Source organism: Methylobacterium sp. Leaf361 (genome assembly GCF_001424445.1).
Taxonomy (GTDB): domain Bacteria; phylum Pseudomonadota; class Alphaproteobacteria; order Rhizobiales; family Beijerinckiaceae; genus Methylobacterium.
Genome location: NZ_LMPY01000030.1, coordinates 1 through 15,363, shown reverse-complemented (window position 1 = coordinate 15,363; position 15,363 = coordinate 1). Strand labels below are relative to the sequence as shown.

At 71.7% G+C, this 15,363-nt stretch carries 11 protein-coding genes; 4 read left to right on the top strand and 7 right to left on the bottom strand.

Annotated elements, in window-relative coordinates:
- Positions 1–61 precede the first annotated feature (61 nt).
- On the bottom strand, positions 62–2,491 hold the full coding sequence (locus ASG32_RS20135; protein ID WP_056529918.1) for a membrane-bound PQQ-dependent dehydrogenase, glucose/quinate/shikimate family: 2,430 nt from the start codon (positions 2,489–2,491) through the stop codon (positions 62–64).
- A gap of 137 nt (positions 2,492–2,628) precedes the next feature.
- Entirely contained in the window at positions 2,629–3,897 is a 1,269-nt protein-coding gene (locus tag ASG32_RS20130; RefSeq protein ID WP_056529915.1) for an efflux RND transporter periplasmic adaptor subunit, read from the bottom strand.
- Between the two features lie 205 nt (positions 3,898–4,102).
- Between ASG32_RS20130 and ASG32_RS20125 the strand changes: the two genes are divergently transcribed.
- From ASG32_RS20125 to purD, 3 genes are all read left to right on the top strand, one after another.
- Positions 4,103–5,329, top strand: coding sequence for an oxalate decarboxylase family bicupin (locus ASG32_RS20125; protein WP_056529912.1), 1,227 nt, complete (start codon positions 4,103–4,105; stop codon positions 5,327–5,329).
- A gap of 85 nt (positions 5,330–5,414) precedes the next feature.
- A complete protein-coding gene (locus ASG32_RS20120; protein ID WP_020095542.1) occupies positions 5,415–5,741 on the top strand; it encodes a hypothetical protein in 327 nt (108 codons plus the stop codon).
- A 109-nt stretch (positions 5,742–5,850) separates the two neighbouring features.
- On the top strand, positions 5,851–7,125 hold the full coding sequence (purD, locus tag ASG32_RS20115) for a phosphoribosylamine--glycine ligase (protein ID WP_056529908.1): 1,275 nt from the start codon (positions 5,851–5,853) through the stop codon (positions 7,123–7,125).
- 112 nt (positions 7,126–7,237) lie between these two features.
- On the opposite strand, the gene ggt is transcribed toward purD, so the two are convergent.
- On the bottom strand, positions 7,238–9,007 hold the full coding sequence (gene ggt, locus ASG32_RS20110; RefSeq protein WP_056529905.1) for a gamma-glutamyltransferase: 1,770 nt from the start codon (positions 9,005–9,007) through the stop codon (positions 7,238–7,240).
- Between the two features lie 372 nt (positions 9,008–9,379).
- Positions 9,380–10,390, bottom strand: coding sequence for a 1-aminocyclopropane-1-carboxylate deaminase (locus tag ASG32_RS20105; protein WP_056529902.1), 1,011 nt, complete (start codon positions 10,388–10,390; stop codon positions 9,380–9,382).
- 250 nt (positions 10,391–10,640) lie between these two features.
- Here ASG32_RS20105 and ASG32_RS20100 point away from each other — a divergent pair, with 250 nt between their 5' ends.
- A complete protein-coding gene (locus ASG32_RS20100) occupies positions 10,641–11,105 on the top strand; it encodes an Lrp/AsnC ligand binding domain-containing protein (RefSeq protein ID WP_020095546.1) in 465 nt (154 codons plus the stop codon).
- Positions 11,106–11,258: 153 nt separating this feature from the next.
- On the opposite strand, the gene ASG32_RS20095 is transcribed toward ASG32_RS20100, so the two are convergent.
- The 3 genes from ASG32_RS20095 to ASG32_RS20085 form a co-directional block, all read right to left on the bottom strand.
- Positions 11,259–12,602 (bottom strand): replication-associated recombination protein A, encoded by a 1,344-nt coding sequence (locus ASG32_RS20095; protein WP_056529899.1) that lies wholly within the window; start codon positions 12,600–12,602, stop codon positions 11,259–11,261.
- Positions 12,603–12,689: 87 nt separating this feature from the next.
- A complete protein-coding gene (locus ASG32_RS20090; RefSeq protein ID WP_042674063.1) occupies positions 12,690–14,147 on the bottom strand; it encodes a Do family serine endopeptidase in 1,458 nt (485 codons plus the stop codon).
- Between the two features lie 131 nt (positions 14,148–14,278).
- On the bottom strand, positions 14,279–14,758 hold the full coding sequence (locus ASG32_RS20085; protein WP_020095549.1) for a MucR family transcriptional regulator: 480 nt from the start codon (positions 14,756–14,758) through the stop codon (positions 14,279–14,281).
- Between the last annotated feature and the right edge of the window lie 605 nt (positions 14,759–15,363).

The following is a 15,363-nucleotide window of genomic DNA, read 5'->3' as shown; positions in this document are numbered from 1 at the left end:
GAAGGCTGGGGCCCTCGCTCAACCCGCCGCGGCTGCCGGGTTGCGTCCGGCGCGCGACGGCTCACTCAAGCCTGTAGGCGATGACCGAATCGCCCGGCGTGGTTCCGAGCGAGCCGTGCCCGCCCGCTGCGATCACCACGTACTGCCGGCCGTCCCTGCCGCGATAGGTCATCGGGGTGGCCTGGCCGCCGGCCGGCAACGTCGTGGACCACAGGATCTCCCCGGTCTGCATGTCGTAGCCGCGGATGCGGTCATCGAGCGTGGCGGCCGTGAACGCGACGCCGCCCGCCGTGGTCAGGGTGCCGCCGTGGGCCAGCATGCCCATCTCCAGGGGAAGCGGGACGGCCAGACCGCCGACCTTCTGCCCCGCGACCGTGCCGTTGCGGCGCTTCCAGGCGACGGTGCCGTCGGCGAGATTCACGCCGACGCGCACGCCCCAGGGCGGCGCGCTGCAGGGGATGCCGAGGGCGGAGCGCATGTGCGCGATCGCGACCGCGTAGGGGCCGCCGAGATTCTCGTTGACCGGGCTCGCCTCGGGATCGGCGCCGAGGAGGCGCCTCTCCGGCTCGCCCGGGGGGCGCGGGAGCAGGCGGTAGATGTAGGGCAGGTATTGCGGCGTCGCGATCATCCAGTGATGGACCGGATCGACCGCCACCGACCCCCAGTTGAACACCCCGATATTGCCGGGCCAGACGATCGCGCCCTCCGACGTCTGGGGCGGCGTGAACGGGTTGCCGTCGTAGCGGTTCGACCGGAAGGCGAGGCGGCACTGGATCTGGTCGAAGGGCGTGACGCCCCACATGCCGGCCTCCGTCAGCGGCGCCGGCGTGAAGCGGAGGGACGACATCGGCTGGACCGGGGACGGCGTCTCCCCCGGGATGTCGGTCCGGGTCGAGACCGGAACCTCGGAGACCGGCCGGACCGGGGCGCCGGTGCGGCGGTCGAGGACCCAGACGTTGCCGACCTTGGTGGGGATCAGGATCGCCGGCACCGTCTCCTCGCCCTGCGGCAGGGTGAGGAGGACCGGCTGGGACGGGTTATCGCGGTCCCACAGGTCGTGATACGCGGTCCGGAACGCCCAGCGCAGCGCGCCCGTCTCCAGATCCAGCGCCGCCAGGGCGTCGATGAGGGCCTCGTCCGCCTTCGACCGGGCCACGCCCACCTGATCGGGCGCCCGGTTGCCGAACGGCACGTAGACGAGCCCCAGCGCCTCGTCGGCCGAGAACTGCGTCCAGGCCACCGCCGAGTTGGGCTCGTACGACTCGCCGGGCCGCAGCGGCGCGGTCGCGTCGGGCTTGCCGGCGTCGAACTTCCAGACGATCGCGCCGGTGCGCACGTCGAAGGCGCGGATCACGCCCGAGGGGTTGTCCGCGTAGTAGTTGTCGGCGATCGCGCTGCCGAGGACGATGAGGTTCCGGGTCACCAGCGGCGCCGAGGTCTGCTGATAGGCGGCGCGCCGGAGGTTCGGCATCTGCGCCTTCAGGTCGACGAACCCGTCCGCCCCGAAGGTCCTGCACGGGGCGCCGGTCTCGGCGTTCAGCGCGTAGAGGCGGGCGTCGACCGAGGCCGCGATGATCCGGCGCGGGCACTCGGCGACCGCGGCCGCGACGGCGGCGGCCCGGTCGGCGTCGGTCTCGGCGGGCGGCGCGTAGCCGGCCGAGTCGTTGTAGGACACGCCGCGGCAGGTCTGGTGCTGGTACTGGCCGTCCCGCGCCATCTTCAGGTCGAAGGCCCAGACCAGCCGGCCGGTCTCGGGCTCCAGGGCCTGGATGATGTTGTGCGGCGTGCAGAGGTAGAGCAGCCCGTTCACCTTGATCGGCGTGGCCTCGAAGGTGAATTCCTTCGGATCCGCCCGGCTGTCGCCGCGCAGGTCGCCGGTATGGTGCTCCCAGGCCACGGCGAGGCCCCGGACATTGGCGGTGCCGATATCCGCCAGCGCCGAGTAGCGCTGGCCGAGATTGGTGCCGCCATAGGCGACCCAGTCGTCGGCCGGATAGGGAACGCCGCTCGGATCGACGGCGGCCGGCCCCGCCCCCGCGACCTTCGGCAGGCTGCCCCGCGTCTCGACCGGGTCGACGAACCAGGACGCGGCGCCCGAGGCCGCGATCAGCAGGACGACGACCCGGAGGGCGAGCGGACCGTTCCCGAGACCGGGCGTCCAGGGCCGTTCGGGCGCGTCGCGCAGGCGCCGCACCACGGAGGGCAGGCAGAGCACGAGCCCGACGAGGAGGAGCAGGCCCCCGCGCGGGATCCATTGCCACTTGTCGAATCCGACCTCGCCGAGCGTCCACACGAAGGCCGCCGCCAGAACCAGGGCGTAGATCCGGAGGCCGTTCTGGCGTCGCCGGAGCAGCTCGACGCCGGAGACCAGCACGCCCAAGCCCAGGGCGACGTAGAACCAGGACCCGCCCGCGAGGGCCAGTGTCAGACCGAAGCTCGCGAGGGCGAGCCCGAGCAGCGCGATCGACAGCGCTATCGTTCCGAGTGCCACGGCGGTGGTATCCGCTTCCTGAGCCGGCCGGTCACGGCGGCGCCGGAAGCTGAGCCCCCACGGCGCCGCCGCATGCCCGACGGCTTATCGCCGCCGTAGCTGTCCCAAGGCTGGACAAGGCTGCCGGGCGCCGCCGCTCACGCTCCGGCCCGGTCCTCCGGACGCAGGGTGACCCGGTCGCCGTCGCGCAGCGAGGCCGGCGGGCCCACGACGACGCGCTCGCCGCCGTTCAGACCGTCGCGCAGCTCCAGGAGCGTGCGGGTCTGGCGGAAGATCGTGACGGGGCGCATCCGCACCACGCCCCCCCCGTCCCCGGCCGCCTCGACCACGGCCACGCGGGTCCCGTGCTGGTCGAAGATCAGCGCGTCGTTCGGCACCGTCACGGCGGGCGAGACCCGCGGGATCTCCAGCGTGATCGTGATGTAGAGTCCCGGCCGCAGCGCCCCGTCGGGGTTGGGGATGTCGACCTGCGTGACCAGCGTGCGCGCGGCCGAGAGCAGCGTCGTTGACGAGCGCGAGACCGTGCCGGGGAAGATCCGGCCCGGGATCTGCGCCACCTCGACCGAGGCGGCCAGCCCGTCGCGGACGCCGTCGGCGGCGTAGAGCGGCACGTTCACCGCCATGCGCAGTACGTCGTCCCGGTTCAGCGTGAGGAGCGGCGCCCCCGTATTCGTGTCCGCCGTGACCGCGTCGCCGACGTCGTTGTTGCGGGCCGTCACCACCCCGTCGAAGGGCGCGCGGATCTCCTCGAAGCCGGTCAGGACCTTGAGCCGGGCGACCTGCGCCTCCTGGGCGGCGATGTTGGCCTCCGCGACCTTCACGGCGGCCCTGGCGGCGTCGACGTTGGCGGTCTGCGCCAGCACCCCGGCCTGGGAGGTGTCGGCGTTCTGCCGGGTCTCGACCCCGGTGCCGGCGAGCGTCGAGGTCCGCCGGTTGGTCACGTCGGCGAGGTGGCGGTTGGCCTCGGCCTGATCCACCATCGCCCGCGCCTGGATCAGCGCCGCCTGGAGCTGCAGCACCTGCGACTGGGCCTGGACCAGCTGCTGATCGAGGTCGGGCGCGCTGATCCGGAACAGCAGGTCGCCCGCCTTCACGTGCGAGCCGATATCGACCTTGCGCTCGACGATGTAGCCGGTCGCCCGCGGGTAGAGGTTCGCGATGTCGAACGCCTGGGTGGTGCCCGTCTGGGTCAGGCTCAGGGTGTCGGAGGCCCGGGCCGCGGCGGCGACCCGCACGGTCGGCGGCTTCGCCTCGGCGGCGGGCGGACTCGCCGCGCGCGACGCGTCCGGCCACAGGCGGTATCCGAGGACGCCGAGGCCCGCCAGCGCCAGCAGGGCGAGCCACCGGCGGCCGCCGCGGGCGGGCGGGACGGTTCCGTCCGTGGCTGAACTGTCCCGGTCCGCCATCCTCGCCCTCGGGTCGCGCCGCGCCTGAACCGCCGCCTCGGCGCCCGGCCGGGACGCGTGCGCCGCCGTATTCAATGCGCCGTCTTCAATGCATAGACCGCGCGCGGGCTCCGGGCGAGATGCCGCAGCGCACAGCGCGGCCCGCCCGCGGATCCTCCGAGCACGCGACCGGTTTCCCTGCCACGGACTCAGGGACCCATCCACGATGACCGAGATCTCCAGGCGCGCCGTCATCGCAGCCGCCGGCGGCGCGATGGCCGCGTCCTCCGCCGCGGCGCAATCCGCCGGGCCGGCCCCGCGCCTCCCCGAGCGCGGCGGCAAAGGCGCCGACATCCTGGGCCCGCAGAACCGGCCCCGCGCCGCCGAGGAGCCGTTCACCCTGGCGCCGCCCGCCACCGACCACGGCACCATGCCGAACCTGAAATGGTCCTTCGCGGACAGCCACATGCGGCTGGAGGAGGGCGGCTGGGCGCGCCAGACCACGATCCGCGAGCTGCCGGTCTCCAAGGCCATGGCCGGGGTCAACATGCGGCTCAAGGCCGGCGCGGTCCGCGAGATGCACTGGCACAAGGAATCCGAGTGGGCCTACATGATCAAGGGCAAGGCCCGGATCACCGCGGTCGACCAGGACGGGCGCACCTTCGCGGACGATGTCGGCGCGGGCGACCTCTGGTACTTCCCGGGCGGCATCCCGCACTCCATCCAGGGACTCGCCGCCGACGGGATCGACGGGTGCGAGTTCCTGCTCGTCTTCGACGACGGCGGTTTCTCGGAGGATTCCACCTTCCTGCTCACCGACTGGCTGGCCCACACGCCCCGGGACGTGCTCGCCAAGAATTTCGGCCTGCCCGAGAGCGCCTTCGCCAGGATCCCCGAGAAGGAGCTCTACATCTTCCCCGGCCCGAAACCCGGCCCGCTCGCGGCCGACAGGATGGGCGGCTCCGGGCCGGTGCCGAAGACCTTCAGCCACCGCATGCTGGCGCAGGAGCCGGTCCGCACCCGGGGCGGCAGCGTGCGCATCACCGATTCCACGGTGTTCCCGGCGTCCGTGACGATCGCGGCGGCCCTGGTCGAGGTCGAGCCCGGGGGGCTGCGCGAGCTGCACTGGCACCCGAACAGCGACGAGTGGCAGTACTACCTCTCCGGCCAGGGCCGGATGACGGTGTTCGGCTCGGAATCGAAGGCCCGCACCTTCGACTACCGGGCCGGCGACGTAGGCTACGTGCCCTTCGCCATGGGGCATTACATCGAGAATACCGGCGACACGACCCTGACATTCCTGGAGATGTTCAAGAGCCCGCGCTACGCCGACATCTCCCTGACGCAGTGGCTGGCCCTGACCCCGCACCCCCTGGTTCAGGCCCATACCGGGCTGGATCCCGAGCGCCTTGAGGCCCTGCCGGAGACGAAGTCCCCCGTTGTGCCGGGTTGACGCGCCCGGGAACCCGGACCGATCCTGGCGCGTCGACTCGCACAAGCGTTTCCGAAACCCGCTCGACTCTCGCACGGAGGGACCCATGCGTGCCGCGTCCCGCGCGCTCCTCGCCCTGGCGCTCGCCCTCCCGGCGGGCTCCGCCTCGGCGCAGGTGCAGCAGAACGACCCGAATGCCGCCAACGCCTCATTCGCCCTGCAGGGCCAGATCCGGTCGCTCAACCAGCAGCGGGTCTCGGACTTCAACACGCTGAACCAGACGTTCCAGCGCAACGTCCAGGCCGATTCCTTCGGGCCCTACCTGCCCTATCGGGGCGTCCGCGGGGATGTGTACCGGGGCCGCCATATCGGTCGCAACGGGATCGTGCGGCGGGGCGGCGGCCTCAACACGAGCGTCTGCACCGGCTGCTGACATCGGCCTCCGCGCCGCCGGGATATCCGCGCAGAGCGGGGAAAGCCCGAAAAAAACCTTTTCCCGCGGGCACGCTTCCCCCAGAAGCTGGGCCCATGGTGGCGTGCGCATGAATATCCTGCTGATCGGCTCCGGCGGCCGCGAGCACGCCCTGGCCTGGCGACTGGCCCAGAGCCCGCTCTGCACCCGCCTGTTCACGGCGCCGGGCAATCCCGGCACGGCCCGCCACGGGACCAACCGACCGGACCTCAAGGTCACGGACCACCCGGCCGTCGCCGCCTTCTGCGCGGCGGAGGCGATCGGCCTCGTGGTGGTCGGGCCCGAGGCGCCCCTCGTGGCCGGCCTGGTGGACGACCTGAAGGCCGCCGGGATCCGCGCCTTCGGGCCGACCCGCGACGCCGCCCGGCTCGAGGGTTCGAAGGGTTTCACCAAGGATCTCTGCGCCGCCTGCAACATCCCGACCGCCGCCTTCGCGCGCTTCTCCGACCTGGAGCCGGCGCTGGCCTATGTCCGCCAGCAGGGCGCCCCGATCGTCGTGAAGGCCGACGGCCTCGCCGCCGGCAAGGGCGTCACCGTGGCCGAGACGGTCGACCAGGCCGAGGACGCGCTGACCGGCCTCTTCGCCGAGCCCGGCGCCGAGGTCGTGGTCGAGGAGTGCCTGTTCGGCGAGGAGGCGAGTTTCTTCGCCCTGTGCGACGGCACGCGGGCGATCTCCCTCGGCACCGCCCAGGACCATAAGCGGGTCTTCGACGGGGACCGGGGGCCCAATACCGGCGGCATGGGCGCCTATTCCCCGGCCCGGGTGGTCACCCCGGAGATCGAGGCCCGGGTCATGGCCGAGATCATCGCGCCGACGCTTGCCGGCATGCGGGCCCGCGGCTGCCCGTTCACCGGCATCCTGTACGCCGGCCTGATGCTCACCGCCGACGGCCCCAAGCTGATCGAGTACAACACCCGCTTCGGCGACCCCGAGGCGCAGGTGCTGATGCCGCGCCTCGCCTCCGACCTCGTGCCGGCCTTGCTCTCGGCCTGCGAGGGCGACCTCTCCGGCGTGAGCCTGGAATTCGATCCGCACCGGGCGGCCCTCACCGTGGTGATGGCGGCGGCCGGCTATCCGGGCGCCGTGGTCCGGGGCTCGGTGATCCGGGGCGTCGACGCCGCCGAGGGCGACGGGGTCCACGTGTTCCAGGCCGGCACCCGCGCCGAGGGCGGGCAGCTGCTGGCCGATGGCGGCCGGGTCCTGGCGGTGACGGCCCTCGGCGACAGCGTCACGGACGCCAAGGCCCGCGCCTACGCGGCGGTGGCCCGGATCGACTGGCCGGAGGGTTTCTGCCGGCGCGACATCGGGTTCCGCGCGGTGGCGCGGGAGGTGGGAGAGGGCTGAACCCCCGGTCTCGCTCGTGGCGGGTGCCTCCGGGCCTCACCCCACCCTGCCCTCCCGGACGAGGCCGGCGTGCCCGGAATGACGGGGTTGTCCGCGTCAAGCCGCCCGCCCCCTACTCCCCCACCGCCGCGCCGGCCGGCCGACGGTTGTCGTTGGCGCCGTAGAGCAGGCCCGGCCGCATCCGCTCCGTGCGCGAGGCGTCGTTGCCCGACGACGCGGCCTTCGGCAGGGCGGGCGCCGCGGCCCAGATCGCGATGAGCTCCTGCGCCCCCCAGGGCCTCTGCTCGACGATCGTGTGGCCCATGCCCCTGAGGATGGCCTGGGTGTCCGCCGAGAGCGCGAAGGGCTCGGCGTAGACCGTGTCGGGCAGCCACTGGTGATGGATGCGCGGGGCGTCCACCGCCTCCTGCGGCTCCATGCCGAAATCGAGCACGTTGATCAGCGTCTGGGCGTTGATCGTGATGATCCGCGAGCCCCCCGGCGAGCCCGCCACCAGCGCGACCTTGCCGTCGCGCAGCACGATCGTGGGCGCCATGGACGAGAGCGGGCGCTTGCCCGGCTGGATCGCGTTCCTGGTCCCCTGCACGAGGCCGAACAGGTTCGGCACCCCGGTCTTGACCGTGAAATCGTCCATCTCGTCGTTGAGGAAGAACCCCGTGTCGCCGGCGATCACCCCGGCGCCGAAATAGCCGTTGATCGTGTAGGTCAGCGCGACCGCGTTGCCGGCCTTGTCCATCACCGAGATGTGGGTGGTCTCGGGCCGTTCCCGCGGCTCCGGGCCGGGATCCGGGCGGATCTCCGCCGATGGGGTCGCCCGGTCCGGGCGGATCGAGGCCCGGAGCGTCTCCGCGTAGGCCGGCGACACCAGCCGGTCGACCGGGTTCTCCACGAAGGCCGGGTCGCCGAGCAGCAGGTTGCGGTCCGCGTAGGCGCGCCGCATCGCCTCGACCATCAGGTGTACGGTCCGGGCCGAGTTGAACCCGGCGGCCCGCAGGTCGTAGCCGTCGAGGATGCTGAGGATCTCGCAGAGCGTGGTGCCGCCGGACGAGGGCGGGGGCGCCGACAGGATCGTGGCGCCTCGGTAGCGGCAGGTGAGCGGCTCGGACTGCGTCACCGTGTAGGCGGCGAAGTCGGAGGCCGTCAGCAGGCCGCCGCCCGCCCGGGAGGCCGCCTCCACGGCTGCCGGGATCGCGCTCTTGTAGAACGCGTCCGCGCCATGGTCGGCGATGGCCTGGAGGGTGCGGGCGAGGTCGGCCTGGACCAGCCGGTCCCCGGGCCGCCAGGGGCTGCCGTCCGGGCGCAGGAAGATCCGGGCGACGTTCGCTTGGCCCGCGAACAGCTTCGTGCCGGATTCGAGGATGTCGGTGTCGCCCCGGGTCAGCACGAACCCGTCCCGGGCGAGCGCGATCGCCGGCGCCATCACCCGCGCCAGCGGCAGGGTCCCGTACGCGGCAAGGGCGGTGTTGAGGCCGAGCACCGTCCCGGGCACGCCGGCCGCCTTCCAGCCGCGCAGGCTCGCGCCCTTCACGACGTTGCCGGCAGCGTCGAGATACATGTCCCGGGTGGCGGCCGCCGGGGCGGTCTCGCGGAAATTGATGAAGCGGCTGCGCCCGTCGGCGCTGTGGAGCACCAGGAAGCCGCCGCCGCCGATGTTGCCGCAGCAGGGGTTCACCACCGCCTCGGCGTAGGCGACCGCCACCGCGGCGTCGACGGCGTTGCCGCCGGCCCTCAGGATGTCGGCGCCCACCTGCGAGGCGAGGCGCTGGGACGAGACCACCATCCCGTTCTCGGCCTCGACGGCCGGTCCCGAGGCGGAGCGCGCAGCGGGCGCGCCCAGGGCGAGCAGGGCCGTGAGGAGCAGCGCGCGTGCCGGTGCGATCATCCCTGCCCTCTCCGGTGCGGGTCCCGCGCCGTCATATAGGGGACCATGCGCTGGAGTCGCTGGACCCGTCCGATCACCGCATCCCGAGGGGCGGCGAAGCCGCCGCGAAGGAGCCTCCGAGGGCTCGCGAGACTTCCGGAGCCCCTCCGAGCCCCTCCGAGCCCGCTGCACAGCACCGCAGGATGAGAGGGGCGAAGGGCGGTGAGGGATCGGGCCGATCCGCCTCACTCGGTTTCGCTGGAACGGTTCGGTTGAGGTGCCCCTCTCCGTCATCACGAGCGCAGCGAAGTGACCCAGGGTCGCGCCACGTCAGGAAGCGTGGCGCTGCTGGATTGCTTCGCTCCGCTCGCAAGGACGGCGCTGCCGAAGGCCTCAGCCGTTGCGGAACGTGTAGCTGTAGCCGTTCAGCGCCGGCGCGCCGCCGAGATGGGCGTAGAGCACCTTCGAGCCCTTCGGGAAGAAGCCCTTCTTCACGAGGTCGATCATGCCCTGCATCGACTTCCCCTCGTAGACCGGGTCGGTGATCATCCCCTCGAGCCGGGCCGAGAGGCGGATCGCCTCCACGGTCTCCCGCGAGGGCACGCCGTAGACCGGGTAGGCGTAATCCTCGTTGAGAACCACGTCGTCGGCCACGATGTCGCCCGCGCCGACCAGGGCGGCGGTGTTCTGGGCGATGTCGAGGACCTGGGCCTTGGTCTGGGCCGGGGTGCAGGAGGCGTCGATGCCGATGACGTTGCGGGCGCGCCCGTCGGCCGAGAAGCCCACCAGCATGCCGGCATGGGTCGAGCCCGTCACCGTGCAGACCACCACGTAGTCGAAGCGCAGGCCCATCTCGGCCTCCTGCTTGCGCACCTCCTCCGCGAAGCCGACGTAGCCGAGCCCGCCGTACTTGTGCACGGAGGCGCCGGCCGGGATCGCGTAGGGCTTGCCGCCCTCGGCCTCGACCTCGGCGAGCGCCCGCTTCCACGAATCGCGGATGCCGATGTCGAACCCGTCATCCACGAGCTGCGTCTGCGCGCCCATGATCCGCGACAGGAGGATGTTGCCGACCCGGTCGTAGACGGCGTCCTCGTGGGGCACCCAGGCCTCCTGGATCAGCCGGCACTTCATCCCGATCTTGGCGGCTACCGCCGCGACCATGCGGGTGTGATTCGACTGCACGCCGCCGATCGACACAAGCGTGTCGGCGCCGCTCTTGATCGCGTCCGGCACGATGTACTCGAGCTTGCGCAGCTTGTTGCCGCCGTAGGCGAGCCCGGAATTGCAATCCTCGCGCTTGGCGTACAACTCGACCTCGCCGCCGAGATGGGCCGTCAGGCGCTTGAGCGGCTCGATCGGCGTCGGGCCGAAGGTCAGGGGATAGCGCTCGAACTTGTCCAGCATCGGGTCTCTCCGGGTCTCGGGGCGCCCCCGGGGCAGCAGCGGTCTCGGTCCGCCCGGGCGCTTCGAAGCGAGGCCTCGGCGACGGCCCGGCGCGAGGCCCGGCTCCGTCTTCGAGGCGCGGGGAGAAACTACCCGATCCGGGATGAAAGGTGCTCTCGATCTTCGAGCATGAACAGACCTTGACTTGCGCTGCTGACCAGACTGGCTACGGAGCATTCCGGATTTCGCGCCGCATCCGAAAGAATCATCCATGTCCGCAGGGCTCGATCGGATCGACCAGAAGATCCTCCGCCTCCTCCAGACGGACGGGCGCATGGCGAATGCCGAGATCGCCGAGCGGGTCGGCACTAGCGCGGCCACCTGCCATCGCCGGATCCAGCGCCTGTTCGCGGACGGGTTCGTGCGGGCGGTCCGGGCGCTGATCGATCCGATGCGGGTCGGGCGCGGCACCCTGGTCTTCGTCGGCGTCGTGCTCGACCGCTCGACGCCCGAGAGTTTCTCGGAGTTCGAGGCCGCCGTGCGCGCGATCCCCGCGCTCCTCGACTGCCACCTCGTGGCCGGAGACTTCGACTACATGCTGAAGATCCGGGTCTCCGACATGGCCGACTTCAACCGCCTCCACAGCGCCACGCTGATCGGCCTGCCGGGGGTGCGCCAGACCCGGACCTTCTTCGTCATGAAGGAGGTGATCGACAACGCGCCGCTCGATCTCTGATGCGGCCTCGGTTGACGCCGCCCGCGCCGTCATCGCGAGCGCGGCGACGTGACCTAGGGCAGCGCGACGTCAGGAATCGTGGGGCTGCTGGATTGCTTCGCTCCGCTCGCACTGACGGCGCCGGAGCCATCGAGCAGAAACGGGATGGGCCCCCTACCCCTCCCCGCGCCGCGCCTTGCGCAGCGCCTCCCACCGGTCGAGGCGCTCGGCGAGCCGGGTCTCGTAGCCCCGCTCGGTCGGCTGGTAGAGGTGCTGGCGCCCGAGCGCGTCGGGCCAGTAATCCTGGCCCGAGAAGGCGTCGGGCTCGTCGTGGTCGTAGCGGTAGCCCTCGCCGTAGCCGATCCGCTTCATCAGCTTGGTCGGCGCGTTGAGGATGGTCCGCGGCGGCGGCAGGGAGCCCGCCTCCTTGGCCAGCCGCGTCGCGGCCTTGTAGGCCTCGTAGACGGCGTTCGATTTCGGCGCGCAGGCGAGGTAGATCGCCGCCTGGGCGAGGGCCAGCTCGCCCTCGGGGCTGCCGAGGAAGTCGAAAGCGTCCTTGGCGGCGTTGGCCACCACCAGCGCCTGCGGGTCGGCGAGCCCGATATCCTCCACCGCCATGCGCACGAGCCGGCGGGCGATGAACAGCCGGTCCTCCCCGGCATCGAGCATCCGGCAGAGATAGTAGAGCGCCGCGTCCGGATCCGAGCCGCGCACGGTCTTGTGGAGCGCCGAGATCAGGTTGTAGTGGCCCTCCTGCGCCTTGTCGTAGATGGGCGCGCGCCGCTGCACGATCGCTTGCAGCGCCTCGGCGTCGAGGGTCTCGCCGGGGCGGGCCGAGCGCCAGACCTCTTCCGCCAGGGTCAGGGCCGCGCGGCCGTCGCCGTCGGCCATGCGGACCAGAACGCCGCGCGCCTCCTCGGTAAGCGGCAGGGCTTGGCCCGTCAGCGCCTCGGCCCGGACCAGCAGCCGCGCGACGGCGCCCGGATCGAGGGCCCGGAACAGCAGCACCCGGGCGCGGGACAGGAGCGCGGCGTTCAGCTCGAAGGACGGGTTCTCCGTCGTCGCGCCCACCAGCGTGACGGTCCCGTCCTCCATCACCGGCAGGAAGGCGTCGAGCTGGGCCCGGTTGAACCGGTGGATCTCGTCGACGAACAGCAGGGTCCCCTGCCCGGTCGCCCGCCGCTTGCGCGCCGCCTCGAACACCTTCCGCAGGTCGGGCACGCCGGAGAAGATCGCCGAGATCTGCTCGAAATGCAGGTCGGTGCCCTGGGCGAGCAGCCGCGCCACCGTGGTCTTGCCGGTGCCGGGCGGCCCCCAGAAGATCAGCGAGCCGAGCGTCCGTCCCCGCAGCAGGCGCGTGAGCGCCCCGCCCTCCCCGGTCAGGTGTTCCTGGCCGACGACCTCGGCGAGGGTCTGCGGGCGCAGCCGGTCTGCCAGCGGGCGGGCGGCCTCGGCGCCGGGGGGGCGGCCGGGATCCGGCGCGGCGGGTGTCTCCGCGGAGGCGAACAGGTCGGACATCCGCGCATCAACACCGGGCGCGGCCGGGGGCGCAAGCCGGGAGCCGGGGCTTGCCCACGGCCACGGACCTGGCGCCCCGCGACGGGATCAGCCGCCGAACACCGAGGTCAGGATCTCGCCGTTGCGGTTGATCGCGACCTCCCAGGAATTGAGGCTGTTGCGGGTGACCCGGTCGAGGTCCTTGGTGGTCGCCATCGGCACGCCGTTGACCGCCACGATCACGTCGCCCTTCTGCAGCCCGACCCGGGCCGCGATGGAGTTCTCGTCCACCGCCTGCACGGCCACGCCCTCGGCCGGGAAGTCCACCTGCATCTCCTCGGCCACCGCCGGCGAGGTGTTGACGAGGGTCGCGCCGAGGAAGGGCGAGCGGGTCTTCACCTTGAGCGCGTCCCGGGGACGCGTCTCGGGAGCCGGGGCGAGCTTGACCGGGACCGTCTGACGGGTCGTGCCGCGCAGGATCCCGAACCGGGCGTGGCCCTGCACGCCCTTCAGGGCGAAGCGGTAGCCGAAGGCCTCCGGATCGGCGACCTCCTGGCCGTCGACCGTGAGGATCAGGTCGCCGCGCTTCAGGCCCGCCTCCTCGGCCGGGCTCTTGGGCTGGAGGCTCGCCACCAGCACGCCGGTCGGGTGGTCGAGGCCCATGCTGTCGGCGATGTCGGGCGTCACGCTCTGGATGCGCGCCCCGAGCCAGGGCCGGCGCACGACGTTCGCCCCGTCCCGGGCGGCGTCGACCACCGCCTTGACCATGCCCACCGGGATCGCGAAGCCGATGCCGTGGCTGCCGCCCGACTGCGAGTAGATCGCGGTGTTGATGCCGACGAGTTGGCCGCGCAGGTCCACCAGCGCGCCGCCGGAATTGCCCGGGTTGATCGCCGCGTCGGTCTGGATGAAGTACTGGTAGTCCGCGGAGCCGACCTGCGTGCGCGCCAGCGCCGAGACGATGCCCTGCGTCACCGTCTGGCCGACGCCGAACGGGTTGCCGATCGCCATCACGAAGTCGCCGACCTCCAGGGCGTCGGCATCGCCGAACGGCATCGGCACGAGGCCCTTCGGCGGTTCCTTGATCTTGAGCACCGCGAGGTCGGTGCGGGTGTCGCGCATCACGATCGTGGCCTCGAACTCGCGGCGATCCGCCAGGGCGATCCGCACCTCGTTCATGTTGTCGATGACGTGGTTGTTGGTGATCACGAGCCCGTCGGCATCGACCAGCACGCCCGAGCCCAGGGAGCGCTGCGCCCGGTCACCCCGGGGGCCGCGGCCGCCCTCCGGCTCGCCGAAGAAGCGGCGCATGAACTCCTCCATGGCGCTGGTGCGCGCGCTGGAGCGCTTGTCCACGTGGGAGGCGTAGACGTTCACCACCGAGGGCGCGGCCCGCTTCACCACGGGGGCGAAGGAGAGCTGCACGTCGGCCTTGCTCAGCGGCACGACCTTCGCGGTGCCGTCCTTCGCGGGCTCCCGGGTCTCCGTCCGCGCCATCTGCGCCGCGGCCGGGCTGGCGGCCAGCAGGGCTGCGACGAGGGCGGGCAGGGTGAGGCGGGTCAGCATGCAGGGCTCCGGCGTCTGGGCGGGCGCGCCGTCCAGGCCGAGACAAGGCAGGCGCACCGTGCGGCCCCACGCTATCGAGGCCGATTGCGGCAGGTCGACGACACCTTCGCCGCAGGCGGGGCGTGTCGCCGTCAGACGGCTTCCTTGCTGCGCGCCCGCCGCTTCCCGGCGGGCTGCGGCGCGGGCTCGGCTTCGGGTTCCGGCGCCGCGGCGCGCGGCTGCCCGAGGCCCAGGGAGCGGGCGAGCTGCGAGCGCTGCTCGGAATAGCTCTGGGCCGTCATCGGGTAGTCCGAGGCGAGGCCCCACTTGGCGCGGTAGGCCTCCGGTGTCAGGCCGCGCAGGGTGAGGTGCCGGCGCAGCGTCTTGTAGGGCTTCCCGTCCTCGAACGAGATCAGGAAGTCCGGATTGATCGAGCGCCGGATCTCCTGCGCGGTCGCCTTGGCGATCGGCGGGCTCTGGCCGGCGTCGCAGACCCCCCGAATCGCCGCGTGCACCTCGTTGAGGAGGCCAGGCAGATCCGCGCTCTGAACGTGATTGTGGCTCACATAGGCCGAGACGATCTCGGAGGCGAGCGTGACGAGGCGGAGAGAGCCGCCGTTCGACTGGGCCATGTCTCGTGCGTTGCCTTCTCGTGATGACGAAACTCGCCAGAACGCAAGCACTGCGTCGCGATTCGGACGCCTGATACAATCGCATTCGCAAGAAGCGTCAAGTCTTAAATTCGGAACTGGGGTATACGGTCCCAAATAGCGTAATAAGAGCGATCTTGATCGCTCAACCTCAAGGAGTAATGCCTGTCAGGGTCTCGCTTGTGCGCAATCGATATTGCCGAATTATCCCTGCGACCTGACGCGGCCTGCACTCTACAGCCGAAGGTGCGACGCGGTGCCGGCTATAGAGCTTACGAGGCCGTTTCTGCCCATCGATTGTGCATTCGCAGAGCGTCGCTGGCCGATACCTCAAAGCCGATAGAACAACCTCAGCGACGCTTTGTGGCGGTCGCACCTCGGCGGTGAGCGACGGAGGGTCTGGAAGCGGACCGACGGTACGCCAGTGGCGCAACCTGATCGCGAACTCGCTCGGGCGTTCGGGCTCCGTCCGTGGCCGGACAAACGCAGAACCCGCCGCGCTGTTGAGCGCGGCGGGTTCCGTGTGTCGGATTTGGTTGCGGGGACAGGATTTGAACCTGTGACCTTCAGGTTATGAGCCTGACGAG